Here is a 24649-nt window from a genome sequence, read left to right on the forward strand (position 1 = left end):
GCATCCAGTGCGGGCAACGGCGGTCCGAAGGGCACAGCGGTCCCGGCCGGACACCTGCCGGTTCGACAAGTAGGTAACGCTGGTCTCGGTTGGCCTTCACGCCAGGCGGTCCGTCCTCGGCCAGCGCCCGTTCAGTCCCCCGGCGGGCTCCCGTACTCTTGCGGGATGAGCGAATCGGCCGTGGTCGGCCCCGGTATCGGCAGCACCACGGGCCGTGAGGACCGGACCGACCCGGCCGTCCTCACCCGCGAACCCTCCGGCTCCGGCGAGGCATCCGTCGCCGAGGCATTGGCCGCCGAGACCTCTGTCACTGAGGCATCCGCCGCGGGCGATGAGCCCGCCGGCTCGTCCGGCTCCGTGACCGAGAGCACCCTCACCGTCGCGCCCACCGCTGTGACCGATGGCAGGCCCGGCGTCGCCGCCACGGCCAACGCAACCGCCAACGCAACCGCCAACGCGACCGCCAACGCGACCGGGGCCGCGACAGCGACGCCCCGCCCCGCCCCTCCCCGGCGCGGACTGCGCGCGGCCGGTCCCGCTCTGGCCGGCTCCTTCCGCACGCCCAGGGGCCGGCTGGCCTGGGCCCGGCTGGTGCTGGCCGGGGTCAGCGGGTTCGTGCTCTACCTGGCCTTCCCGGGCATCGACATCTGGCCCCTGGCCCCGGTCGGCGTGGCCGGCCTGATGATCGCGACGCTCGGCGTCAGCAAGAAGTTCGGCGCGCTCCTCGGTCTCGTCTTCGGCGTGGTCTTCTTCCTGCGCCTGATCCCGTGGATCGGCATCTACGTGGGCGCCCTGCCGTGGATCGCGCTCAGCGTGGTCGAAGCCGTCTACCTGGCCGTGATGGGCGCCTTCCTGCCCGGCGTCTGGCGGGTCCGCCGGACCCGCGCGGGCCTGGCCGGGCTGCTCCTGGCCTCCGGCGGGATCTGGGTGGCCCAGGAGGCCGTGCGCGGCCGCTGGCCTTTCGGCGGCTTCCCCTGGGGCCGCCTGGCTTTCTCCCAGTCCGACGCCCCGACCGCGGCCCTCGCCTCGTTCGGCGGCGCCCCGCTGGTCTCCTTCGCCGTGGCGGTGGCCGGCACCCTGCTGGCCGTAGCGGTGGTGTCCGCGGTCGCCGCCGTCCGGGCCAACCAAGCCGTCCGGGCCGACCAGGCCGACCAGGCCTACCAAGCCGACCAAGCCGACCGGGCCGACCGGGCCGACCGGGCCGACCGGGCCGACCGGGCCGACCAGGCCGACCAGGCTGTCGGGGCCGGCCGGGCCGGCGTCGTGCGGCGTCTGGTGCTGCCGGCCACGGGTCTGGTCGCGGCGCTCGCCGTGATGGGGTTCGGCGCGCTGATCCCCCTGCCCACGGACGGCGACAGCACCACCCGCGTGGCCGCCGTGCAGGGCAACGTGCCGCGGGCCGGGCTGGACTTCAACTCCCAGCGCCGTGCCGTGCTCGACAACCACGTGCAGGCCACGCTCGACCTGGCCGCCCGGGTGCGGTCGGGGGAGACCGAACAGCCCGACGTGGTGCTCTGGCCGGAGAACGCCAGCGACATCGACCCCTACCTGAACGCCGACGCGGCCGCCGAGATCAGCGGCGCCACCGACCAGATCGACGCGCCGGTCCTGGTCGGCGCCGTGGTGCAGGGCCCGGGTGAGTACGTGTCCAACACCGGCATCGTCTGGCGCCCCGGCGAGGGCGCCGGCACCGGCGACGACAGCACCTACGTCAAACGGCACCCCGCCCCGTTCGGCGAGTACATGCCCTACCGCGGCTTCTTCCGGCTGTTCAGCGACAAGGTCGACCTGATCAGCAGCGACTTCATCTCCGGCGACAAGCTGCGCGACGACCCGGTCGGCGTGATGCGGATGGGCGACGTCCAGGTCGGCGACGTGATCTGCTTCGAGGTGGCCTACGACGGGCTGGTGCGCGACGCCGTGAAGGCCGGCGCCACCATGCTCGCGGTGCAGACCAACAACGCCACGTTCGGCTACACCGACGAGAGCGTGCAGCAGCTGGCCCAGTCCCGGCTGCGGGCCATCGAGTCGGGCCGCACCGTGGTGAACATCAGCACGGTCGGCGTCAGTGGCATCATTCTCCCCGACGGAACGGTGGTCGAGCGTTCCGGCCACTACACCCAGGAGGTGCTCGAGGCGACGGTCCCGCTGCGGTCCGAGCAGACGATCGCCACCCGGGTGGGTGAGTGGCCGGAGTGGATCCTGACCGCGCTCGCGCTCGGCCTGGTGATCGGTACCGGGGTGGTCGCCCGGCGCGGCCGCCGCACGCGCGCCCAGAGCACCATCAACAGCTGAGAGAGGCGATCCTCCCCGTATGACGACGCAGGCCCGGTCCGGCCGGGTACTGGTGATCATCCCGACGTACAACGAGCTGGAGAACCTGCCGCTGATCCTGCGCCGGCTGCGCAGCGCGGAACCCTCCGCCCACGTACTGGTCGCCGACGACAACAGCCCCGACGGCACCGGCGAGCTCGCCGACAGCCTGGCCGCGGCCGACGATCATGTCCACGTGCTGCACCGGGAGGGCAAACAGGGCCTGGGCGCCGCCTACATCGCCGGCTTCCACTGGGGCCTGGAGCACGGCTACGACGTCATCGTCGAGATGGACGCCGACGGCTCGCACCCGCCCGAGCAGCTGCCCGACCTGCTCGACCGGGTGGACGCCGGCGCCGACCTGGCGATCGGCTCGCGCTACGTGGCGGGCGGCAGCTCGGTGAACTGGCCACGGCGCCGGCGCCTGCTCAGCTGGGGCGCCAACGTGTACGTGGCCCTGGCCCTGAACCTGCACATCAAGGACTCCACCGCGGGCTTCCGCGCGTTCCGCAGCACCGCCCTGGAGAAGCTCGGCCTGGACCGGGTCAACTCGCAGGGTTACTGCTTCCAGGTCGATCTCACGATGCGCACGATCCGGCGGGGTCTGCGCGTGGACGAAGTGCCCATCACGTTCGTTGAACGAGAGCACGGGACGAGCAAGATGGACCAGGCGATCGTGGTGGAGGCGTTGTGGCGAGTGACTCGGTGGGGCATCCGGTACCGGAGCACCCAGGTGGTGAGGCAGGTCCGCAAGCTGGGCCGTACGTCCGGCAGCAGCCGGGGCGACAGCGGCAGCAGCAGCGCCGGGGCTCCGGCCGACTGAGGTGGATCCTGGCGGCGGTCCTGCTGCTGCCGGTGCTGGAACTGTTCGTGGCGATCGAGGTCGGCCGCGCCGTCGGCGCTCTCGCGGTGTTCGGCCTGCTGGTGCTGATGTCGGTGCTGGGCGCGTTCGTGGTCCGGCGACAGGGCAGCGCCGCCTGGCGGGCGGTGAACGCCGCCGCCCGCACCGGCACCCCGCCCAGTCGTGATCTGGCCGACGCTGCCGTGCTGATGCTGGCCGGGGTGCTGCTGATCCTGCCCGGCTTCTGCTCCGACGTGGTGGCGCTGCTCCTGCTGCTGCCGTTCACCCGGCCGGTGGCACGCCGTCCGGTCGAGCGGTTCTTCCGCCGGGCGGCCGCCGACCAGGCCGCCGTGCGCACGGCCTTCGTGCGCGGCCCGCAGTTCGGGCCCGCCGGTCCTGCGGGACCCGGTGCGGCGGGCCCGGCGGGGGCACCAGGGGGCGGTGGCCGATTCGGCCCGGGCTTCGGTCGCGACGACGTGATCGAGGGCGAAATTGTGGACGACGATCCGCGCCGCTGAGCTCCCCGTGCTCACACCGCCCGGAGGCGGGGCGCCCGGTTCCCGGGCCGGCGCCCTGCTGTCGGCGGTCGTCTCGTCGTCCTCAAGGATCTGGGCTGAACGCGAGAAAGCCCGGTTTCCCTCCCCGCGTGGAGGGAAACCGGGCTCTGCTCGTGTAAGGGCGCCTGCGCGCTATGCCGAACGGCGTCCTGCGAACCGGCCGGAACGCAGCAGCGCCAGCCGTTCTTCCAGAAGCGTTTCCAGTTCGGCCGTGGTGCGACGTTCCATCAGCATGTCCCAGTGCGTGCGGGCCGGCTTGGTGGCCTTCGGCTCCGGGCGCTCGGCGTCTTCGCGCAGTGCGAACTCGCCACAGCGGCACTCCCAGAGCGAGGGCACCTCGGCCTCCATCGCCATCGGAACGACGATGGAATGCCCGTTCTTGCAGTGGTATGTGATGTCCTGGCGGGCGGCCGGCTGAATACCCGACTCGCTCTCCAGGCTCGAGGCTCCAAGGCGCGTCCCGCGCATGCTCCGCTCACCCATGACGGCTCCCTCCGCGACTGACGGCCAGTCTCACAAGCGCACAACGCCGTGCTCAGGCGAGATGTTCCTGTGATGATCGTCGTTGCCCGTTCATCGGACGACTCGTTTCGTCAACCAGAGGGTACAGAGCGTTATTCCACTGTGACAGGGGTCTGGGCAAATATTTCAGCATGTAGTCATTGCCCTGTTGCTTTGCGTCACAATCTCGCGCTCGGTCACGTGCGATAACCGCAGGTGCCGGATATGCCGCCGGGGCGCGCCGCCGCGGGCATTCACCCGGACGATGATGGCGCGTTTGCCCGCTCACCCGCCGAACTCCCAGTGCCAGGCCTCCGGCCGGGAGCCGTCGGGCTGGGCCCAGGCGGGGTGGAACCAGCCGAAGACCGGGGCGTTGGCGAACAGCCACTCGTGCTCGGGCGTGCCGAAGTTCTGCACGCCGCCGCACAGGTCGGTGGCCGTGCCCCAGCCGTGGTTGCTGGTGCCGGGGCGGGCGGCCAGGCCGGGCTTGGTGGCGTAGAGACGGACCTGGGTGGCGCGGTCGCGGTAGGAGTCGGTGACGCAGATCGGTGTGCCGAAGTGCTCGGCGTAGGCGGCGGAGAGCCGGTCGAAGGCGTGGGCGGCGTCGGCGCGGAGGTAGTGGCCGGGGGCGGAGGCCAGGGGGCAGAGCGCGGCCAGGGGGATGTTGCCGTTCGGGTACCGGGCGATGTCGTCGGCGCCGGCACAGGTTCCGGTCTGCCCGGTGACCTGGTTGCCGCCGGTCTCACGGGTGCGCCGGGCCTGGAGGGCGGCCCGCAACCGCCGCTCCTCCTTCTGCGCCTGGTCCGCCTGCCGGCTGGTGGAGTCCAGGGCGGCCTGGGCGTCGTCCAGGATCCGCCGTTGCCGGGTGACGGCGGCGTCCGCCGCCGTGCGGGCCCGGTCGGCCGCGACCGCGGCGCGGTTCGCCGTGCGGGTGGCGATCGCGGCGTCGGCGGCAGCCCGTTCGGCCCGGTCCTGGGCGTCGCGCCCGGCCCGCAGGTCGGCGGAGCGGTTCTCGCCGATCCGCCGCATGGTGCGCAGGGTGACGTCGAGGCCGCCGCCGGCCGGCGCGGCGCCGTTCGTGCCCAGCAGGGTGTTCAGCATGGGGCTGGCGTTCAGCCCGGAGCCGCCCTCGTAGGCCTGCCGGGCCCACCGGGTGACCCGGGCCCGGGCCTGGCCGGCGGCGCGGGTGGCCGTGGTCAGCGCGGCGTCACGGCGCTCCTCCTCGTCCTGCGCCGACCGCAGGGCGTGCAGGCTGACGGTGTAGTCCTCCAGGGCCTGGCCGGCCAGCCGGGCCGCGGCCCGGGTGTCCTGCTCGGCGTCGCGCACGTCACCGGCCTGGCTGCGGGCCTGCGCCCGCAGCCGCTTGGTCTCGCGGGCCTGGGCGTCCAGCTCGGCCCGCGTGGGTTCCTGCTCGACGGCCGGGGCTCCCGCACCGGCCGGACCGCCCGCATCCGTCCGGTCGCCCGAGGCGCCTCGGCTTGCCGGGGCGCCTTGGTCGGCCGGGTCCGCCGCCCGCAGTGCGGCGATCGGAGCGGCCCCGGGGGCGAGCGTCGACGGGGTGCTCAGGACACAGCCCAGGGTCAGCGCCAGCCCGCCGCAGACGCCCAGGAGCCGCCCGGCCCTCCGCTTCCTGGAACCCACCGCCGGATCTCCCCGCCCTCGTCGTCCACCGTTACCGACCTCCTGGTGATCGGGGCGGACGGGGGACGCCTGAACGGGGGACGACGAGGGCCGGGCAGGATCACCCGGGCGGAGCAGGCCCAGGGCGGGCCGGAGTGGGCGATGTCCGGGTGCGGGGTGCGGGGTGCGGGGTGCGGGCACAGCGCGAGCGACGGGAGCGGGCCTGGGGGAAGCGGTGTGCGTCAGGGCCGGCCGCCCTGTCGATCCGGCCGGAAGGTGGTGGGGCGGGGTGGGCGGCCCCCGGTCGTCACCGTCGGTCCACGGCGACCCGGGGGTGCTGCCGGTCGGTGGTGGTATGTCCCGGTCCGGCGTGCGGGGGCCGGTGACCGACGGCTGACCAGGGCGTGGACTAAGGCCCTCGACAGCTCCGCAGGACGACATAAAGTGGTGGGCGCCCTTGAACCCCTGGCGCGTGAGGCGGAAAGATGACCGAGTACACAGCCCTTGGATCGCTCCAGGTCGCGACCCTGCTCAAGGAGTTCGTCGAGGGGGAGGCGCTGAGCGCCTGCGGGGTCGACCCCCAGGCGTTCTGGTCCGGGTTCGAGCGGCTGGTGGCCGACCTGGCCCCGCGCAACCGTGAGCTGCTGGCCGAGCGCGACCGGCTCCAGGCGGAGATCGACGGCTGGCACCACGCGCACCCGGGGTTCGACGCGGCGGAGTACGAGGCGTTCCTGCGGGAGATCGGCTACCTGGTGCCCGAGCCGGCGCCGGCGCCGATCGGCACGAGCGGTGTGGACGACGAGATAGCGCGCACCGCCGGCCCGCAGCTGGTGGTTCCGGTGTCGAACGCGCGGTACTCGCTGAACGCGGCCAACGCCCGCTGGGGCTCGCTGTACGACGCGCTGTACGGCACCGACGTGATCGCTGAGGACGGCGGCGCGCAGCGCGGGGGCGGCTACAACCCGGTGCGCGGCGAGAAGGTGATCGCCTACGGGCGGGCGTTCCTCGACCGGATCGCGCCGCTGGCCGAGGGTAGCCACGCCGACGCCGGCAGCTACTCGGTGGCGGGCGGCGAGCTGGTCGTGCACGTTCCCTCCGGCAAGACGACGCTGTCCGACCCGTCGCTGTTCGCCGGGTACACCGGCACGGCGACCCAGCCGGACAGCCTGCTGCTGACACACCACGGCCTGCACGTGGAGATCGTGATCGACCGGACGGGCCCGATCGGCCGTACCGACGGCGCGGGCGTGCAAGACATCGTGCTGGAGTCGGCGGTCACCACGATCGTCGACTTCGAGGACTCGGTGGCCGCGGTGGACGCCGAGGACAAGGTGCGTGACTACCGCACCTGGCTCGGGCTCAGCCGCGGCGACCTGACCGCCGAGGTGTCCAAGGGCGGAAGCACTTTCGCCCGCACGCTGAACCCCGACCGGGTGTACGCGGTGCCCACCAACCACGGCGAGCAGCTCACGCTGCCCGGCCGGTCCCTGATGTTCGTGCGCAACGTGGGTCACCTGATGACGACGGACGCGGTGCTCGACGCCACCGGATCGCAGGTGCCGGAGGGCATTCTGGACGCGGTGATCACCACGCTGGCCGCGCTGCCCGGCGTGCGGTCGGGCGCGAACAGCCGCACCGGCTCGGTCTACATCGTGAAGCCGAAGATGCACGGGCCGGACGAAGTGGCATTCGCCGTCACGCTTTTCGAGCGCACCGAGGAACTGCTGCGGCTGCCCAGCAACACGATCAAGCTGGGCCTGATGGACGAGGAGCGGCGCACCTCGCTGAACCTGGCCGCCTGCATCGCCGCGGCCCGCGACCGGATCGTGTTCGTCAACACCGGGTTCCTGGATCGCTCCGGCGACGAGATCCACACCTCGCTGGAGGCCGGGCCGCTGGTGCGCAAGGAAGACCTGAAGACGCAGCACTGGCTGGCCTCGTACGAGAAACAGAACGTGGATGTCGCCCTGGCGTGCGGGTTCTCGGGCCGGGCGCAGATCGGCAAGGGCATGTGGGCGATGCCCGACCTGATGGCCGACATGCTCGAGCAGAAGATCGCCCAGCCACGGGCGGGCGCCACCACGGCCTGGGTGCCGTCGCCGACCGCCGCCACCCTGCACGCCCTGCACTACCACGACGTGGACGTGGCCGCGGTGCAGGCGGAACTGGCCGGGCAGGGCCGCCGCACCGGTGTGGCCGACCTGCTGCGCATCCCGCTCGGCGACCCGTCGCAGTGGGACGACGCGGTGCGCGCGGAGCAGGTCGACAACAACTGCCAGTCGATCCTGGGCTACGTGGTGCGCTGGGTCGACCAGGGCATCGGGTGTTCCAAGGTGCCCGACATCCATGACGTCGGACTGATGGAAGACCGCGCCACACTGCGCATCTCGAGCCAGCTGCTGGCGAACTGGCTGCGGCACGAGGTGATCGGCGAGCAACAGGTGCGCGAGAGCCTGGCCCGGATGGCCGCGGTGGTGGACCGGCAGAACCAGGGCGACCCGGCCTACCGGCCGATGACCGCCGACCTGGAGAACAGCCAGGCGTTCCTGGCCGCGAGCGACCTGATCCTGCTCGGGGCGCGGCAGCCCAGCGGATACACCGAGCCGATCCTGCACGCACGCCGCCGGGCGGCCAAGGCGGTGGCCTCGATGACGCACGTCACCGGGCTGTCGGTCGGGTAGCGGCCGGCGTCCGCGAGGTCGTCACGGATGCCGGTACAGGTGCCGGTATCCCGACGGGGAGATCGTCGCGATCTTCCGGAAGTGCTCCCTCAGGCCGGCCGACGAGCCGAAACCCGTGGTGCGGGCGATGGACTCGATCGGCTCGTCGGTGGTCTCGAGGAGCTCCTGGGCCAGGCGCACCCGCTGCTGGATGAGCCATTGCAGCGGGGTGCCGCCGACCCGCTCGCGGAAGTGCCGGGCGAACGTGCGCGGCGCCAGGTGCGCGCGGGCGGCCAGATCGGCCACGGTGAGCGGCTTCCCGAGATTGTCCAGGGCCCAGCCGAGGGCCTGGCCGACCGGGTCGTCGCCGGTGCCGGTCAGCCGGGACGGCGGCACGAACTGCCGCTGACCGCCGTCCCGGTGCGGTGGCACCACCATGCGCCGGGCCACCTCGTTGGCCACCGCCACGCCGTGGTCGAGCCGGACCAGGTGCAGGCACAGGTCGACGGCCGCGCCGGTGCCGGCGCTGGTGTGCACGTCGCCGTCGCTGACGTAGAGCACCTCCGGGGTGAACCGCACGCCCGGGTAGCGGGCGGAGAAGTCGGCGGCACCCATCCAGTGCGTGGTGGCCCGCCGTCCCTCCAGGATGCCCGCCTCGGCCAGCAGGTAGGACCCCGCGCAGATGGAGACGATGCGGGCGCCGCGTTCGTGGGCCCGCCGGACCGCCGCCACCAGCCGCGGCGGCGGGTTCAGCTGGTGCGCCCGGTCCATCGCCGGCACCAGCACCGTGTCCGCCCGCTCCAGCAGGTCCAGGTCGCCGTCCGGGGTGACGGTGAGGCCGGCCGCGGTGCGGTAGCTGGGCCGCTCGCCGCAGAACCGCAGCCGGTACCAGGGATCGGCCAGGTCGGGCCGGTCGATGCCGAAGACCTCACAGGGCACGGCGAACTCGAACACCGGCATGCCGTCGGTGAGGGCCAGCGCGACGGTGTGCACGGGTTCACGGTACTGGCAGGAATCTTGCCGTGAAGGGCATTTCTGCCACTGTCGGCGCCGGGCGGTCTCCGCGTGAATGGGGGCCATGAAGACGCAGACCACCCGGACCGCCCCGGCGGCCGGGCTGACCCTCGGCCAGGGCACGGCCCTCTACGTCGGCGCGGTGCTGGGCACCGGGGTGATCGCACTGCCCGCCCTGGCGGCGGACGAGGCCGGCCCGGCGTCGCTGATCGCCTGGGTGCTCATGGTGATCGCCAGCGCCCCGCTGGCCTTCACCTTCGCCGCGCTGGGGGCCCGGCACCCGGACGCCGGCGGGGTGGCGCACTACGCGCGGCTGGCCTTCGGGCACCGGGCCTCGGCCGTGGTGGGCTGGTGTTTCTACGCCGCCGTGCCGCCCGGCTCGACCGTCGCCTCGCTGGTGGCCGGGTACTACGTGGAGGGCGCGGTGGGCGGTGGCCGGCCCGTCGTGGTGGGGACGGCTCTGGTGCTCACCCTCGTGGCGGCCGGGGTGAACTGGTTCGGTGTCCGGGTCTCCGGCCGCGCCCAGCTCGCCCTGACGCTGCTGCTGGTCACCTTTCTGCTGGCGGCGGTGGTGTTCGCGCTGCCCGGTGCCGACACCGCCCACCTGCGGCCGTTCGCGCCGAACGGGTGGACGGCGGTCGGGCCGGCCGCGGCCCTGCTGGTCTGGAGTTTCGTCGGGTGGGAGGCGATCACCCACCTCACCGGCGAGTTCCGGGACCCGGCCCGGGATCTGGTGCGGGCAACGGCGGTGGCCGTGGCCGTGGTCGGCGTCATCTACCTGGCCGTCGCCGTGACCGTGATCCTGGTGCTCGGACCGGGTGCGGCGAACAGCCCCGCCCCGCTGGGGGAACTGCTCGCCGCCGCGTTCGGCGGTGGCGCGCGGCCGCTGGCGGCGGCCGCCGCGGTGCTGCTGACGCTGGGCGCGATGAACGCCTACTACGCGGGCGCGGCCAAACTCGGCGCGGCGCTGGGCCGCGACGGCGCCCTGCCCGCCTGGCTCGGGAGGGGGAGCCGGGCGGGCGAGGTGCCACGGCGCAGCCTCGCCGTGAACCTGGCCGGGGTGCTGCTGGTCCTGGCGGTCGTCGCCGTCACCGGCGTGGACCTGAACCCGGTGGTGCTCGCGACCAACGGCCTGTTCGTCACCGTGTACGCGGTCGGGACCGCCGCCGCGCTGCGCCTTCTGGAGCCCGGGCGGGCGCGGGCGGTGGCGGCGGCCGCGGCGGTGACGGTGGTGGCGCTGCTGGCGGCCACCGGCGTCCATCTGTTGTGGGCACTTCTCGTCGCGGCGGCGGCGCTCACGTATGGTGCCGGAAAGTCCCCTCACCGCTGAGGAGCCGGCGCCATGACCCGTGTGCCCGCACCGCCGACCCGGACCGCGCTCGACGAGCTGGTGGCCGCGCTGCCGGAGGGGGTCGTGGTCACCGATCCCGATCTGACCGGCAAGTACCGGGCCGACCGCTCCGGCGACCCGGGCACCGGCACCCCCTCGGCGGTGGTGCGGGCGGAGAGCACCGGGCAGGTGGTCACGGCCCTGCGGTGGGCCTCCCGGCACCGGGTGGCGGTGGTGCCGCGCGGTGCCGGCACCGGCCTGTCGGGCGGCAGCACGGCCGGCCCGGGCAGCGTGGTGGTGTCGACCGAGCGGATGCGGCGGATCACCGTGGACCGGCTCAGCCGGGTGGCCGTGGCCCAGCCCGGCCTGCTCAACGCCGAGGTGAAACAGGCCGCGGCGGAGGCCGGGCTGTGGTATCCGCCGGACCCCTCGTCGTACGAAATCTGTTCCATCGGTGGCAATGTCGCCACCAACGCCGGTGGTCTGTGCTGCGTGAAGTACGGCGTGACCACGGACTACGTGCTGGCGCTGGAGGTGGTGACGCCCGACGGCCGGGCGCTGCGGCTGGGTGGGCCCCGGCTGAAGGACTCCGCCGGGCTGTCGCTGACCAAACTGTTCGTCGGCAGCGAGGGCACACTCGGCGTGATCACCGAGGTGACGCTGCGGCTGATGCCGCCACAGCCGCCGCCGCGCACGGTGGTGGCCTCGTTCGGCAGCACGCGGGCCGCCACCGGGGCGATCGTGGACATCACCTCGGCGATCCGCCCGGCCATGCTGGAGTACATGGACCGGGTCACGGTCAACGCGGTGGAGGACAGCCTGCGGATGGGCCTGGACCGGGACGCCGCCGCCCTGCTGGTGGCCCGCACCGACACCGAGGGCAGCACCGCCGACCGGGAACTGGCGCTGATCGTGGCGGCCTGCGAGCGGAACGGCGCCGGCGAGGTGCTGGCCACCGACGACCCGGCCGAGGGGGAGGCGTTCACGGTGGCGCGGCGCCAGGCGATCCCGGCGCTGGAGAGGAGGGGCCGGCTGCTGCTGGAAGACGTCGGGGTGGCCGTGCCACGCCTGCCCGCGCTGGTGGCCGGGATCGAGCGGATCGCCGCGGCCCGCGAGGTGATCATTGCGCTGATCGCCCATGCCGGTGACGGGAACACGCATCCACTCATCGTTTTCGACCCGGCCGACGGTGCCGCCGCGGCCCGGGCGCAGATCGCCTTCGGCGAGGTGATGGACCTGGCGATCGAGCTGGACGGCACGATCACCGGTGAGCACGGGGTGGGACGCCTGAAGCAGCCCTGGCTCGCGGTGCAGCTGGGCGAGGACGTGATGGACCTCAGCCGCCGGGTGAAGGCGGCGATCGACCCGCTGGGCATCATGAATCCCGGCGCCGTGCTGTGAGGTGCTGGTAGAACCTGCGGCATGGCTGCTGTCGTCGTCACCCGGCAGAACGTGCTCGGGTACCGGTTCCGGGCGCAGGGACTGGACCGGACCGCCGGGCCGGGTCACGGGCCGGGTCACGGGCCGGGTCACGGGCTGGGTGGGCTGCTCGGGATCGGTGTGCAGGACACGCCCGCGGGTACGGCGGACACCGCGCTCGCGGTCCGTGGGGTGCCGGAGCGGCCGGCCGGGACCCGCGTCGTGTGGTCGTGGCGGGGCGCGCCGCACCTGCATGCCGAGGCCGATCTGCGGGCGCTGGCCACGGCCGGCTGGCCGGTGGACGACGAGGACGCCACCCGCCGCATCATCAGTCCCCGGATCCGGGAGGGCGCCCGCCGGGGGCTGGAGGCGTTCCGGGTGGCGGCACAGGCCCTGCGCGACGCCGTGGACGAGGGCCCTGCCGGTTCTGGGGTGCCGAAGGGCGAGGTGAGCCGGCGGGTCAGTGCGGCGGTGCCGGACGACCTGAACTTCGACTGCCCGGCCTGCGCCTCCCGGCACGTCAGCGGTGGGCTGTTCCAGCTGGTCGGGGCCGCGGCCGGGGTGGAGGTGCTGACCCGGGGACGGTCCACCCACCTGGCGCCGTTGCCCGCGCGGCTGCGGGTGCCCCGGGTGCCGGCCGCCGGGGGAAGCGGTCCGGGGGCGATGCTGTCGCGGTACCTGCTGGTCAACGGGCCGGCGAGCAGCGCGGCGCTGGCCGCCTGGGCCGGGATGTCGGTGACGGCCCTGAAACCGTTTCTGCCACCGGGTCTCGTGCCGGTGACCACGCCGGTGGGCAGGGCCTGGATGCCGGAGGAGGCGCTCGGCGACCTGACCTCGGCCGGCCTGCCGGGACACGTGCGCCTGCTGCCCGGCGGTGACCCGTGGCTGGGCGTTCGCGACCGGGAACTCGTGGTGCCGGACGCGCGGCGCCGCGAGGACGTGTACAAGGCGCTGAGCAACCCGGGGGTGCTGCTGGTGGACGGGGACGTCACGGGCACCTGGAGGGCCAGGCTCGGCCGGGGCCGGGTTCTGGAGATCACGCTGAGCGCGCCGGACGACGTCCCCACGCGGTTGATGCGGCGGATCGAGGCGGAGGCCGCGCTGATCGCGCCGACGCGTGGTGCCGCTGATTTCACCGTGAGCACGGGGTGATTCGCGCCGCCGGAAAGAATCTTGAGCAACCCGGGAACCGAACGGGCGTCTGCGAAGTCTGACTGAGTACCCGGCGGTGGTGTGCGGCGGAGGTCGCCGTATGTCAGGGTGCGGCGAGAGCCGCCGTCACTGCCGCCGGGGCCAGCCCGCCCGTGGTCAGGCCTCTGACGACGCGGCAGACGGCTCGGGCTCGGGCTTGGGCCACAGCCGCTGAAAACTGGTGTCGGTGCCGCTCTCCGGCGCCGTCACACCCTCCGGCAGCGGCAGCACCTGGCGCAGCCACTCGTGCTGCCCCCACATCCGCCACTCGCGCGGATAGCCCACCGAGACCTCCTCGAACCGCACCCCGTCGAGCCAGGTGCGCCGCGGGATGTGCAGGTGGCCGTAGACCACCACGTCGGCCCGGTAACGCCGGTGCCAGTCCGCGCTGGCCGTGGTGCCGCACCACTGCGCGAACTGCGGGTAGCGCAGGATGTCGTTCGGGTGCCGCTCCACCGGCCAGTGATTGATCAGCACGGTGCGGGTGCCGGGCTCCAGGGCCTCCAGCCGGCCGCGGGTGTAGTCGATGCGTGCGGCGCACCAGGACTCCCGGTCCGGGTACGGCGCGGGGTCGAGGAACCGCTCGTCCGAGCAGACCACCCCGGTGTCGTAGGCGACCTTGAGCGACTCCTGCTTGGTGCTGGTGCCGGGCGCCAGGAACGAGTAGTCGTAGAGCAGGAACATCGGCACGACCGTCACCGGGCCGCCGTCGCCGGTCCAGACCGCGAACTCGTCTTCCGGGGTGAGAACGCCCAGCTCACGGCAGATGCCGACGAGCCGCTCGTACCGCTCCAGGCCCCGCACCGTCTCCGGGTCGTTCGGGTGCGTCCACAGTTCGTGGTTGCCGGGCACCCAGATCACCCGGGCGAACCGCCCCGCCAGCAGCCGCAGCGTCCACTCGACGTCGGCGACCTTCTCGGCGATGTCACCGGCGACGATCAGCCAGTCCTGGTCGCTGCCGGGGCGCAGCGACTCGGTGATCGCCCGGTTCTCCGGGTAGCCGATGTGCAGGTCACTGACGGCGAGCAGTTTCGCTGGGGTGGGCACGACGCCCACGGTACCTTCCGGTCAGCGGGCGGGTGAGGCCACCGGCCGGTCGCTCATGCCCGGCACCCAGCCCTGCTCCAGGTAGAGCACGTAACTGGCCACCGCCGGCACCTCGACCCGCAGGCGTCCCGGCTCGAGCATGAGTTCCTCGGTGGCCAGCAGCGCACCCGAGGTCTCGTCGAAAATCAGGGTGAGGCGCCGTTTCGGGCCGAACGAGAAGTCGAACGCGTGGCCCACACCGGGCCGCCCGGCGCGGTCGGTGACCTCGCCCGTGCGCATCAGGTCGGGCTGCGCGGTGAGCACCTCGAAGAACGCGCGGGCCAGGGCGGGCGGGACGGCCTGGTTGTGCAGACGCTGCACCGAGGCGATCAGCACCAGCGTCTCGGGCACGCCACGGCTGGCCGCGGGAGCGTCTTTCAGCAGGTAGGCGCGCAGACCGGGGACGTCGGTGGGCAGCCCGGGTGCCCACTCCACGCCGGAGCCACGGTTGGAGTGCTCGGCCGTCGGGCTGTCGGGCCGCTGTTCCAGGATGCGCACCCGGCCGTCGGCGGCACTCCAGTACTCGTTCTCCTCCTCGCGGAGGGCGGCGGCACCACGCCCGTTCTCGACGATCACGTTGAGGTGCCATTCGCGGGTACGGAGGTAGCTGATCTGGTCGGCGGTCACAAGAGAGAACCCTAAACGGGCGCGGGCCCACCCGGGCACACCTGTGGACGACGCCGGGCCGTGACGGCCCGGCGTCGTCCACTAGTTCTGGATGTTGGTGAGTGCGCTCAGCCGGGCGGACACGTTGAACCCGGCCTGCACCGCGGCCTCCGACACCTCGGCGAGGCGGGAGATCGACAGCGCCGCCGTGGTGGCCTCCGGCACGATCCAGATCCGGTCGATCGGCAGCTCGTGCAGCTTCGCGATCTGGAGGGCGGACTCGATGTCACTGAGATCCCGCACGGCGAAGGAGAAGTCGATGTCGAACTGCTGGGCGCACCGGCCCCAGGCGATCAGCGCGTCACGGTTGATGCGGGTCCACGCCGGGTCGCCGGAGTGGGAGAGCTTGGGCGAGACGGTGACCCAGCTGACCCGGTTCAGCGTGAGCTCGGTGGGTGGGAAAGTGCCGTTGGTCTCCAGCCCGATCTCGTAACCGCCCAGCAGCTCCAGGAACTGGGGCCAGGCCGGGGAGGTCTGCTGCTGGAGGGGCTCGCCGCCGCTGATCACGATCAGCGGGGTGTTGGCCGAGCGGGCGGTCTCGGCGATCTCCTCGATCTTCCAGTACCCGACCTCGCGGGCGAGGTCGAAGCGTGACGTGTCCCAGGTGAAGGCCGAGTCGCACCACGAACAGGACAGGTTGCAGCCGCCCATCTGGACGACGACACAACGACGGCCGGCGGAACGGCCCTGGGCATGAACGGTTGGTCCGACGACACCGGCGACCACGAGTGATGGACGTGCGCGGACCGCAGTCAGCGGATATTCGCTGGCGGTACTGATGGTGACCCTCCTGTGACGATGCGGCCCTCCTGCCCCGCATCATCACATGTGTAAGGGGTGCTTAACACGGGGTTGCGGAAAATTCTGCCGCAATCCTTGATCCACGTCCCAAATGCTCAGATCCGTTCATGCGAACAGATTTTCAGCATCATGGTGCGTGTCGACGCGATCACGATCCGTGATCGTTCTGGGCCGTTCGTGCCGCCCGCGGCGTGGCCGTCAGGTCCGGGATCCAGCCCGGCGAGGCCACCCAGGCCGCCAGCACCGACCGGCCGAGGGTCTCGGCGATCTTCTCCGGGCCCCAGCGCAGCGTCTCGGACAGGTCGACGATCACCCGCTCGTCGAACGTCGTGATCCAGATCAGCACCGAGTAGCGCAGGTCGACGTCGGGCAGCTCGCCGTGTTCCACCAGGCGGCGCACCACCGCGGTCAGGGTGCTGTCCAGGTCGCCCAGCAACGGGTCGTCGCCGTCGCGGATGCGCTCCAGGTAGCCCCGGGCGCTGCGGATGTGGGTGGCGGCCCGGCCCCAGGACATCGCGCTGAGCACCCACTCCCGGCAGGTCACCTCGAACGCGCGCAGCGGGTCGGCGGTGTCGCGGGTGGCGTGCAGCCGTGCCAGCAGCACGTTCTGGGTGCGCCGGTAGAACCCGTCGTAGACGGCGTGCACGTCGTCGAAGTGCCGGTAGGTGGTGGCGGTCGAGACTCCCGAGCGCCGGGCCAGATCGGGCAGCGTGAACGCCAGGCCGCGCTCGCGCAGCAGCTCGCCCGCGGCGTCCAGCAGTTTCTGCCGGGTGCGATGCGTGTCGGCCCGGAGGTTGTCGCCTGCCATCGCTGTCAATCTTCCCACCCCTCGCCGGTGCGGATGTCCTGGGCGTTAAGCCGGATGAAGATGCGAAAAAGTTCTCGTCTCACGGGGTATTTGACCGGATTTTCTGCTTAGAGTTGAGAACATCTTCTCAACTCTACTGAGGGATGCTGGTGTCGATGGTCGCCTTCAAATCGGTCTCCACCCCCGAGATGTCCACGCTCTCGCAGATCCGCCTCACCGCGCTTTCCCGGCTGGCCCCCGAGGTCGCCGACTTTCTCGAGGGCGGCGCCGGCGACGAGGGCACCCTGACCGCCAACCGGGCCGCCTTCTCCCGCTGGGGTTTCCGGCAGCGGGTGATGAGCGGCCTCGACGTCCCCGACCTGTCCACCAGCCTGCTCGGCACCGACCTGGCGATGCCGGTGCTGACCTCGCCGTTCGGTGCCGACGGGCTGTTCCACCCGGACGGCCAGAAGGCGGTGGCCCGGGCCGCGCTGGCGGCCGGCATCGCCCTCGTCGTGCCGGAGGCGGGCACCCATTCCCTCGAGGACGTCGTCCAGGCCGCGCCGAAGGCCGCGCGGATCGCGCAGCTGCACCCGATGGGGCCCGAGCAGAACTTTCTGCGCATGCTGCGGCGGATCGAGGACGCCGGGTGCCAGGCGATCTGCCTGACCGTCGACTGCCCGACCGGCGGATGGCGGGAACGGGTGCTGCGCAACGCCTTCGACCTGGACGCCCGGTTCGTCGGCGGCAACTACCCGGACGACGGGCAGACCCGGCTGATCGAGGTGTTCGGCCAGCTGTTCGAGCGCTCGGCCGTGGTCTGGTCGTGGGAACGGCTCGCGTCGCTGATGGCCCACACCCACCTGCCCTGGATCGCCAAGGGCATCATGACCGCCGACGACGCGCTCGCCGCCGAGGCGGCCGGGGCCGCCGCCGTCTACGTCTCCAACCACGGTGGGCGCCAGCTCGACGGGGTGCCCGCCGCGCTGGACGCCCTGGTCGAGGTGGCCCGCGCCGTGGACGGCCGGCTGCCGGTGCTGTTCGACAGCGGGGTGCGGCGCGGGGCCGACGTGGTCAAGGCCCTGGCCCTGGGCGCGGACGTGGTGGTGATCGGCCGGCTCGCCGCCTACGGGCTGACCGCCGGCGGGCAGGCCGGGGTGGAGCGGGTGCTGTCGTTGCTGCACGACGAGATCCGCACGGTGCTGACCCTGCTCGGGCACGGCGGGGTGCGGGATCTGGGGCCGGGTGCCCTGGTGCGGCTGGACGGCACGGATACGCCGATGTGACAACCCTCGCACGGAGGGTTACCGGATGATGTCCGATATGGGAGTATTTCGCGCGTCGCGGTGTCGTCCTCCGGCTGCAAGGAAGCAGCGCCGCCGCCGCGACGAGGCGGAGGTGCCCCATGAGTTCCGGAAAGCGTCACAGGCTCCGGGCCCGGCTCGGAATCGTCGCCCCCCTGGCCGGTTTCGCCCTGGTCCTCGCTCCGCTCGGGGCCGCCCGGGCCGACTCGGGCGCCCCCTACCTCGACCCGGACCGGCCGGTGCGGGCCCGGGTGGCCGATCTTCTCGGCCGGATGACGCTGGCCGAGAAGATCGGCCAGATGACCCAGGGTGAGCGGGCCCCGCTGACCACCGACACCGGGGCGGTGACGGAACTCGGCCTGGGATCGGTACTCTCCGGCGGCGGCTCGGTGCCCACCCCGAACACCCCGCAGGCCTGGGCGGACATGGTGGACGGCTTCCAGAAGGAGGCGCTCGCCACCCGGCTGAAGATCCCGATGATCTACGGCGTGGACTCGGTGCACGGCAACGGGAACCTGCTCGGGGCGACCATTTTTCCGCACAACATCGGGCTCGGGGCCAGCCGTGACCCGGCCCTGGTGCGCCAGGCCGCGCAGGTCACCGCCGCCGAGACCCGGGCCACCGGCGTCCCCTGGGTCTTCGCGCCCTGCCTGTGCGTCACCCGCGACTCGCGCTGGGGTCGCGGCTACGAGAGCTTCGGCGAGACACCGGAACTGGTCACCGCGATGACCACCGCGATCGACGGCTTCCAGGGCACCCGCACGGCCGACCTGAAGCAGGCGGACCGGGTGCTGGCGACCGCCAAGCACTTCGCCGGTGACGGCGACACGGTCTACGGCACGGGCAGCGGCGAGTACCCGATCGACCAGGGTGTGACGCGGACCAGCCGGGCGCGGTTCGCGCAGATCGACCTGGCGCCCTTCGTCTCGGCGGTGAAGCAGCGCGACGTCGGTTCGGTGATGCCGTCGTACTCCAGCGTGGACTGGACCGACGACGGGCTCGGGAACCCGGTGAAGATGCATGCCCACCAGGAACTCCTGACCGGGTGGCTGAAGCAGAAGACCGGCTTCGACGGGTTCGTGATCAGCGACTACAACGCGATCGACCAGCTGCCGGGAACTTTCGCCGAGCAGGTGACGGCGAGCGTGAACGCCGGTGTGGACATGTTCATGGAACCCAGCCGCTACCGGGAGTTCGTGACCACACTGACCGCCGAGGTGGAGGCCGGCCGGGTGAAGCGCTCGCGCATCGACGACGCGGTCTCGCGCATCCTGACCAAGAAGTTCGAGCTCGGCCTGTTCGAGAACCCGTACGCCGACCGGAGCGGCATCGCGGACATCGGCTCGGCGCAGCACCGCGCCGTCGCCCGCCGGGCCGTGGCGCAGTCCCAGGTGCTGCTGAAGAACAGCGGAAACCTGCTGCCGCTGAAGAAGAACGCGAAGGTGTACGTGGCCGGGCGCAATGCCGACGACATCGGCAACCAGGCCGGCGGCTGGACGCTGACCTGGCAGGGCTTCTCCGGCAACGAGAACCAGCAGCCGGGTACCACGGTGCTGGAGGGGATCCGGGAGGTCGCGCCGAAGGCCGAGGTGACCTACAGCGAGGACGGCACCGCGCCGGCGGCCGGGAGCGACGTGGCGGTGGTCGTGGTCGGTGAGACGCCGTACGCCGAGGGGTACGGCGACGTGGGCGGTCCGGAGTGGCCGTGGGACCCGGCGGACGGCGGGGTGCCGCGCGAGGAGAAGTCACTCGCCTTGCAGCCGGGCGACCAGGCCACCGTCGACCGGGTCTGTGCGGCCGTCGGGAAGTGCGTGGTGCTGGTGGTTTCCGGGCGACCGCAGGTGGTCTCGACGTCGTCGGGTGTGGACGCCCTGGTCGCCTCCTGGCTGCCCGGTACCGAGGGTGCCGGGGTGGCCGACGTGCTGTTCGGGAAGCGGGCCTTCACCGGGAAGCTGCCGGTGACCTGGCCGGCCACGGCGGCGCAGGAGCCGATCAACGTGGGCGACAAGGACTACCGGCCCGCCTATCCCTACGGGTACGGGCTGACCACCCGCACCTCGTGACGTTTTTCGGCTGACTGCTGTCAGGCCCCGTCGTCGCGGGCGTCGTCGACGTCGTCGGCGTCGAGGCCTGACAGCTTCACGACGGTGGCACCGTTCTGGGTGCCCTCGTCCGCGTCCACCTCGAAATACCCTTCGAGGCGGTAGCTTCCGCCGCTGAAGTCGAACGAGGCCTGGCTGTCGTCGTCCAGGTCGATCAGATAGGTGGTGGCGGCGCACGGGGCGTCCGGCGGAAGTCCCGGCTCCTGGCCGTCTTCCAGGCCGTTGCACTCGAACAGGGTGAAGTGCGGTTCGTCGTAGTCCGAGTTCTCCGGGTGCTCCACGAAGTAGCGGTCGGTGTGGTCGGAGTCCGGCGCCTGCGCGTCGATGTGGACGACCTGGTCGTGGTTGCCCACGATGAACGATCCGAAGCTGGTGGCCAGGTCGAGATCGCCGATCTCGCCGCTGTACGAGGGGATTCCGTCGACGTCCGTCACCGTGCCGGCGGCCGGGGCCTGCGTGGTGGTGGTCTCGGTGGGGCTCTCGGTCGTTGCTTCCGGTGAACTGGTGGACGACGCCTGCGCCGTGCCCGTCGCGGCCGCGCTCGTGGGGGTCGCGGCGGTGCTGCCCGCGGCGGCCGCCGCGCCCCCGTTCCCGGTGCCGGGGTCGTCGGGGGACAGGAGCACCCAGGCGGCCAGGGCGGCCACGACGAACGCCGCCGCGCCACCGACGATCAGGGGGACGCGGTTGCGGGCTGCTGGGGTCGAGGTGTCGTGGTCGTTCCGGTGGCCGAGGGGGTGGTGGCCCGTCTGATGGTCGTGGTTGCTTGGGGCGGCCCGGCCGGTTCGGCCGGCGTGGGGGCCGTAGTCCGGGTGGCCGGGTTGGCTGTCGTGGGTTCCGTAGCCGGTGTGGTTGCCACGGCCGCCGCGATTTTCGTGGTTGTCGCGGAGGCCGGGGTCGCCATGGAGGCTGGGGTCGCCAGGGAAACCGGGGGTGGCGATCCGGGTGGCGCTGACCGGGTGGACCGGGCCCGATCCGGTGGCGATCAGCGGCTGCGAGGGCAGGGCCGGGGCCTGGGCGGCCGCGGGCTGGCGCCATTCGCGGCGCAGAACCAGCTCGGTGGCGAGTGGCTCGCCTGCCGCGTCTGTGTTTGCCATCCCGGCCGCGCCCGCCGCCGGGATCGGCGTGCGGGGGGTGGGGGTGGGGGTTTCGCCGTCCGTCATTCTTGCTCTTCTGCGCGGCGAGCTGTGCTCGGCGCCGGTGACCCGCAGGGGCTGCGTGCCGCTCTCGACCAGCCAGCCCAGAACCTGCTGCGCGGTGGGGCGGTCGGCGGGCTCGCGTTCCAGGGCGGCGCGCAGCAGCGGCTCGATCCAGGCCGGTGCGCCGGTCATGTCCACCTCGGCGGCGACGGCGCGGTACATCAGCGCCTGCGCGGGACCGGTGCCGAACGGGGAGCGGCCGGTGGCCGCGAACAGCACGGTCAGGCCCCAGGCGTAGACGTCGGCGGGCGGGCCGATCGTGGTGGTGCCGGTGATCTGCTCGGGCGCCATGTAGCCGGGACTGCCCATGCCGACGCCGGTTCCGGTGGCCAGCGTGGCCGACTCCAGGGCGGCGATGCCGAAGTCGATGACCTTGGGGCCGTCGGGGGCCAGCAGCACATTGGCCGGTTTCAGGTCACGGTGCACCACCCCGGCCGTGTGGATCGCGCACAGCGCCTCGGCCAGGCCGGCCGCCAGCGGGTGCAACAGGTCGCCGGTGAGCGGGCCGTCGGCGTGGACCACGTCGCTCAGGCTGGCGCCGCCCACGTACTCGGTGGCCAGCCAGGGTTCGTCGGCGTCCGGGTCGGCGTCGAGCACCCGGGCCGTGCAGGTGCCGGTGACCGCACGGGCCGCCGCGACCTCCCGCCGGAAGCGGGCCCGGAACCTCGGGTCGGCCGCGTGCTCGGCCTTGACGGCCTTCACCGCGGCGGGTCGGCCGGCCTGGTCGGACCCCACGTAGACCACGCCCATACCGCCCGCGCCGAGCCGCGCGACCAGCTGGAAACCGCCGATGGCCACCGGATCGCCGGGCCGGAGGGGGGACAGCGGCACGGTAGGTCTCCTGGTGGTTCCGGGTGCTGACGAACGGCGAATCTACCCGGAAGGGATGAGAGGGCGATGAATGGCCCTGCCCCCGTTACCCAGCTGTAGCCCGGGGCCCCCGCTCCGATCAGACTCAGATCAGGCCGTTGCGCACCGCGTAGGCCACGGCGTGCGAGCGGTTGCGCAGACCCAGCCGCTGCGACAGTTCCTGGATGACGGTCTTCACGGTGCGCTCGGAGTAGGCCAGCCGCCGGGCGATCTCGCGGGTGTCGCAGCCCTCGCCGAGCATCCGCAGCACCGCCAGCTCACGTTCGGTGTGCGGCTGCGCCGGGGGGACCTGCACCGTGGAGGTGGCGGCCGGGGCGTCGTCCTTCAGCAGCGACACCCGCGGCCGGGGCGCGCGCACCTGCCGCACCAGCCGGGTCAGCAGCTCGGTCGGCAGCACGCTCTCACCGGCCTGGGCCGAGGAGATCGCCCGGGTCAGCGAGCGCGTGGTGATGGCGGAACGGCGCAGGATGCCGATCACCCCGGCGTCGAAGGCGTCGGCCACGCCCCGGGCGTCGATCTCGCCGACCACCAGCAGGGTGCGCCGGGCGCCGGACTGCTGCACGGCGCGGACGGCCAGCAGGCTGGGCTCGTCCATCGCCTCGGCGGCCACCACGGTGACGTCGGCCGTGGCCATGCCGGCCTCCGGCACCAGCTCAATGCCGGGACAGTCCCGCAGATAGGCGACCATGCCGGCCTGGGAGAGCCGGTCGCAGCCGAAGACGAACACCTTGGTGGTGCGGGCCGGCTGCGGCTGGTGCGCCTGCTGGGGGTGCCCCTGTGGGTGCACCTGCGGGGCGTGCGGGTGCTGCCCGCCGAGCTGGCCGCCGGCCTGGCCGGACTGGTTCTGGTACTGGTCGGGGTGCTGTTTTCCGCCGTGCTGGGTGAGCACCCTCGGCCGGTTGTCGGTCGCCAGGCTGATCCCCGTGCTGTTGCCGGTCTGCATCGAGACTCCTCCGTCGCTGCCGGGCATCCCCCGCCCGAGAACGTAGACGTGATGATGCCGTCCGGCGGGGTCCCAGTGGTAGGAGACGCAAGAATCGGCTCAGATACATGCGCTGCGCCGAAGATCCGTGTGGATGTGGCGCCGGGTGCGACAAGACAGCACCGGGTGAGTGAGCGTGCTCAGAATGTAGCGGAGTCGCCGCCGCCCGGTCACGGCCGGGCGGCGGCCTCTTCGGGCAGGGCCCGCCGGCGAGTGGGTGAGGAGGGGGTCAGGCCCAGGCCAGGCAGACCGGCGACGGCGCCCAGTGCTCGCCCAGGTACGACAGCACGTTGTCGCCGGGGGCCGAGCCGTCGACGCTGAACACCGTGACCGAGTGGCTGTCCTGGTTCGCGACCAGCAGGTGCCGCTCGTCGGGGGTGAGCGCGATGTCGCGCGGGGTGAGCCCGTGCGAGGGCACGACCGTGAGCGGCTGGAGTGCACCGTCGGTGCCGTACCGGAACACGCTGACGCTGTCGTGGCCGCGGACGCTCGCGAACACCAGGTCACCACCGGAGCTGACCCGGACGGCGGCGCCGGTGCTGGGTCTTCCGCCGTCCCCGGTGGTGCCCGTGGAGGCGTCGCCGGAGGGGGCGGGAAGGAGTGGGACCGAGGCCAGCTCGGCGAAGCCGGAGCGGGCGCGCCCGAGGACGGTGAGGGTGGTGCTGAGCTCGCCGACCAGGAAGAGCACGTCGCCGGCCGGGTGGAACGCCAGGTGCCGGGGGCCGCTGCCGGGCGCGCAGGCGATCCGGCCGGCCGGGGCCAGCCGGCCGTCGGTGACCCGGTAGACCAGCACCGCGTCGAGGCCGAGGTCGGGAACGTAGAGGTCGTGGGTGTGCGGGTCCCAGGCCACCATGTGCGGGTGCGGGGCCTCCTGCCGGGCCGGGTCCGGCCCGGCGCCGTCGTGCCGGGGCTCGTGCACGACCACGTCGAGGCGCTCGCCGATCCGGCCGGTCTGCCCGTCCAGCGCGAACAGCGCGACCGAGCCGCCGCTGTAGTTGGCCACGGCCAGGTAGCGGCCGTCGGGTGAGACCGCGAGGTGCGCCGGGTCGGCCCCGCCGGAGGGCTGCATGCCGAGCAGGACCAGCGTGTGCGAGTCCGGGTCGATGCGGTAGGCGCTGACGTCGCCCTCGCCGCCGTCCGCGCGGGTCTCCGAGACGGCGTAGAGCACACCCTCGAAAGCCGCCACCCAGGACGGGTTGCGGAACACCGTGGCCAGCGTGGTCTCACCCAGCTTGCCGTGCCCGGCGTAGCCGGCCCGCATGATGCCGGGAGCCTGCCCGTCGACGTGCGGCAGGCGTTCGGTGTAGGTGCCGAGGAAGAGGTCGTGGTGCTGCCCGGGAGGGAACGGGGAACGCGCGTCTGACATGGGCCCGAGTATGTCGGTCCGGCTGCGCGGGCCGGACGCGGCG

19 protein-coding genes are annotated in these 24649 nt (G+C 72.8%); 9 read left to right on the forward strand and 10 right to left on the reverse strand.

All coding sequences use genetic code 11. From position 1 onward, the window contains the following. Positions 1-165 precede the first annotated feature (165 nt). The 3 genes from lnt to KIH74_RS23725 are packed head-to-tail and all read left to right on the forward strand — an operon-like array spanning position 166 to position 3672. The gene (gene lnt, locus KIH74_RS23715) at positions 166-2295 is read left to right on the forward strand and encodes an apolipoprotein N-acyltransferase (RefSeq protein ID WP_246572954.1); all 2130 of its coding nucleotides are present in this window, start codon (positions 166-168) and stop codon (positions 2293-2295) included. 19 nt (positions 2296-2314) lie between these two features. Then, positions 2315-3136 (forward strand): polyprenol monophosphomannose synthase, encoded by an 822-nt coding sequence (locus KIH74_RS23720; RefSeq protein ID WP_214158330.1) that lies wholly within the window; start codon positions 2315-2317, stop codon positions 3134-3136. After that, entirely contained in the window at positions 3019-3672 is a 654-nt protein-coding gene (locus tag KIH74_RS23725) for an FxsA family protein (protein WP_308113979.1), read from the forward strand. The genes KIH74_RS23720 and KIH74_RS23725 overlap by 118 nt, the downstream gene beginning before the upstream one ends. A gap of 171 nt (positions 3673-3843) precedes the next feature. Here KIH74_RS23725 and KIH74_RS23730 read toward each other — a convergent pair whose 3' ends face one another. Both KIH74_RS23730 and KIH74_RS38865 read right to left on the reverse strand, forming a co-directional pair. After that, the gene (locus KIH74_RS23730) at positions 3844-4194 is read right to left on the reverse strand and encodes an RNA polymerase-binding protein RbpA (protein WP_214158332.1); all 351 of its coding nucleotides are present in this window, start codon (positions 4192-4194) and stop codon (positions 3844-3846) included. Positions 4195-4497: 303 nt separating this feature from the next. Continuing rightward, positions 4498-5853 carry a M15 family metallopeptidase gene (locus KIH74_RS38865; protein ID WP_214158333.1) on the reverse strand — a complete coding sequence of 452 codons (1356 nt, stop codon included), beginning with the start codon at positions 5851-5853 and terminating at the stop codon, positions 4498-4500. Between the two features lie 464 nt (positions 5854-6317). Between KIH74_RS38865 and KIH74_RS23740 the strand changes: the two genes are divergently transcribed. Continuing rightward, positions 6318-8513: a malate synthase G gene (locus KIH74_RS23740; protein WP_214158334.1), complete on the forward strand. Its 2196-nt coding sequence runs from the start codon at positions 6318-6320 to the stop codon at positions 8511-8513. A gap of 21 nt (positions 8514-8534) precedes the next feature. On the opposite strand, the gene KIH74_RS23745 is transcribed toward KIH74_RS23740, so the two are convergent. Then, positions 8535-9485: a GlxA family transcriptional regulator gene (locus tag KIH74_RS23745; RefSeq protein WP_214158335.1), complete on the reverse strand. Its 951-nt coding sequence runs from the start codon at positions 9483-9485 to the stop codon at positions 8535-8537. Between the two features lie 85 nt (positions 9486-9570). Between KIH74_RS23745 and KIH74_RS23750 the strand changes: the two genes are divergently transcribed. From KIH74_RS23750 to KIH74_RS23760, 3 genes are read left to right on the forward strand one after another with little or no spacing between them, the layout of a single operon-like run. Then, the gene (locus tag KIH74_RS23750; protein ID WP_214158336.1) at positions 9571-10836 is read left to right on the forward strand and encodes an APC family permease; all 1266 of its coding nucleotides are present in this window, start codon (positions 9571-9573) and stop codon (positions 10834-10836) included. A gap of 12 nt (positions 10837-10848) precedes the next feature. Then, a complete protein-coding gene (locus KIH74_RS23755) occupies positions 10849-12237 on the forward strand; it encodes an FAD-binding oxidoreductase (RefSeq protein ID WP_214158337.1) in 1389 nt (462 codons plus the stop codon). Between the two features lie 21 nt (positions 12238-12258). Continuing rightward, positions 12259-13407: a DNA glycosylase AlkZ-like family protein gene (locus KIH74_RS23760; RefSeq protein WP_214158338.1), complete on the forward strand. Its 1149-nt coding sequence runs from the start codon at positions 12259-12261 to the stop codon at positions 13405-13407. 156 nt (positions 13408-13563) lie between these two features. Here KIH74_RS23760 and KIH74_RS23765 read toward each other — a convergent pair whose 3' ends face one another. The 4 genes from KIH74_RS23765 to KIH74_RS23780 all read right to left on the reverse strand — a co-directional run bounded on the left by KIH74_RS23765 (position 13564) and on the right by KIH74_RS23780 (position 16807). After that, on the reverse strand, positions 13564-14493 hold the full coding sequence (locus tag KIH74_RS23765; protein WP_214158339.1) for a metallophosphoesterase family protein: 930 nt from the start codon (positions 14491-14493) through the stop codon (positions 13564-13566). Between the two features lie 21 nt (positions 14494-14514). Continuing rightward, a complete protein-coding gene (locus KIH74_RS23770; RefSeq protein ID WP_214158340.1) occupies positions 14515-15159 on the reverse strand; it encodes a hypothetical protein in 645 nt (214 codons plus the stop codon). An 81-nt stretch (positions 15160-15240) separates the two neighbouring features. Further along, positions 15241-15924 (reverse strand): radical SAM protein, encoded by a 684-nt coding sequence (locus KIH74_RS23775; protein ID WP_308113980.1) that lies wholly within the window; start codon positions 15922-15924, stop codon positions 15241-15243. A gap of 223 nt (positions 15925-16147) precedes the next feature. After that, positions 16148-16807: a TetR/AcrR family transcriptional regulator gene (locus tag KIH74_RS23780; RefSeq protein WP_214158342.1), complete on the reverse strand. Its 660-nt coding sequence runs from the start codon at positions 16805-16807 to the stop codon at positions 16148-16150. Positions 16808-16962: 155 nt separating this feature from the next. On the opposite strand from KIH74_RS23780, the gene KIH74_RS23785 reads away from it, so the two are divergent. Then, positions 16963-18072 (forward strand): alpha-hydroxy acid oxidase, encoded by a 1110-nt coding sequence (locus tag KIH74_RS23785; RefSeq protein WP_214158343.1) that lies wholly within the window; start codon positions 16963-16965, stop codon positions 18070-18072. 119 nt (positions 18073-18191) lie between these two features. Then, the gene (locus tag KIH74_RS23790) at positions 18192-20153 is read left to right on the forward strand and encodes a glycoside hydrolase family 3 protein (protein ID WP_214158344.1); all 1962 of its coding nucleotides are present in this window, start codon (positions 18192-18194) and stop codon (positions 20151-20153) included. 20 nt (positions 20154-20173) lie between these two features. Here the strand turns inward: KIH74_RS23790 and KIH74_RS23795 are convergent, their stop codons facing one another. The 3 genes from KIH74_RS23795 to KIH74_RS23805 all read right to left on the reverse strand — a co-directional run bounded on the left by KIH74_RS23795 (position 20174) and on the right by KIH74_RS23805 (position 24606). Next, entirely contained in the window at positions 20174-22219 is a 2046-nt protein-coding gene (locus tag KIH74_RS23795) for a serine/threonine-protein kinase (RefSeq protein WP_214158345.1), read from the reverse strand. 124 nt (positions 22220-22343) lie between these two features. Next, complete coding sequence (locus KIH74_RS23800; protein WP_214158346.1) at positions 22344-23201, reverse strand: helix-turn-helix transcriptional regulator; 858 nt, start codon at positions 23199-23201, stop codon at positions 22344-22346. A 268-nt stretch (positions 23202-23469) separates the two neighbouring features. Continuing rightward, positions 23470-24606: a lactonase family protein gene (locus tag KIH74_RS23805; RefSeq protein WP_214158347.1), complete on the reverse strand. Its 1137-nt coding sequence runs from the start codon at positions 24604-24606 to the stop codon at positions 23470-23472. Positions 24607-24649: the final 43 nt, after the last annotated feature.

The organism is Kineosporia corallincola, from assembly GCF_018499875.1.
Taxonomy (GTDB): Bacteria; Actinomycetota; Actinomycetes; order Actinomycetales; family Kineosporiaceae; genus Kineosporia; species Kineosporia corallincola.

Excerpts from the sequence above, each read along its gene's own strand:
- lnt (WP_246572954.1), top strand. The coding sequence starts at position 166 with ATGAGCGAATCGGCCGTGGTCGGCCCCGGTATCGGCAGCACCACGGGC.
- KIH74_RS23720 (WP_214158330.1), top strand. The coding sequence starts at position 2,315 with ATGACGACGCAGGCCCGGTCCGGCCGGGTACTGGTGATCATCCCGACG.
- KIH74_RS23730 (WP_214158332.1), bottom strand. The coding sequence starts at position 4,194 with ATGGGTGAGCGGAGCATGCGCGGGACGCGCCTTGGAGCCTCGAGCCTG.
- KIH74_RS23740 (WP_214158334.1), top strand. The coding sequence starts at position 6,318 with ATGACCGAGTACACAGCCCTTGGATCGCTCCAGGTCGCGACCCTGCTC.
- KIH74_RS23750 (WP_214158336.1), top strand. The coding sequence starts at position 9,571 with ATGAAGACGCAGACCACCCGGACCGCCCCGGCGGCCGGGCTGACCCTC.
- KIH74_RS23755 (WP_214158337.1), top strand. The coding sequence starts at position 10,849 with ATGACCCGTGTGCCCGCACCGCCGACCCGGACCGCGCTCGACGAGCTG.
- KIH74_RS23760 (WP_214158338.1), top strand. The coding sequence starts at position 12,259 with ATGGCTGCTGTCGTCGTCACCCGGCAGAACGTGCTCGGGTACCGGTTC.
- KIH74_RS23780 (WP_214158342.1), bottom strand. The coding sequence starts at position 16,807 with ATGGCAGGCGACAACCTCCGGGCCGACACGCATCGCACCCGGCAGAAA.
- KIH74_RS23785 (WP_214158343.1), top strand. The coding sequence starts at position 16,963 with ATGGTCGCCTTCAAATCGGTCTCCACCCCCGAGATGTCCACGCTCTCG.
- KIH74_RS23790 (WP_214158344.1), top strand. The coding sequence starts at position 18,192 with ATGAGTTCCGGAAAGCGTCACAGGCTCCGGGCCCGGCTCGGAATCGTC.
- KIH74_RS23800 (WP_214158346.1), bottom strand. The coding sequence starts at position 23,201 with ATGCAGACCGGCAACAGCACGGGGATCAGCCTGGCGACCGACAACCGG.
- KIH74_RS23805 (WP_214158347.1), bottom strand. The coding sequence starts at position 24,606 with ATGTCAGACGCGCGTTCCCCGTTCCCTCCCGGGCAGCACCACGACCTC.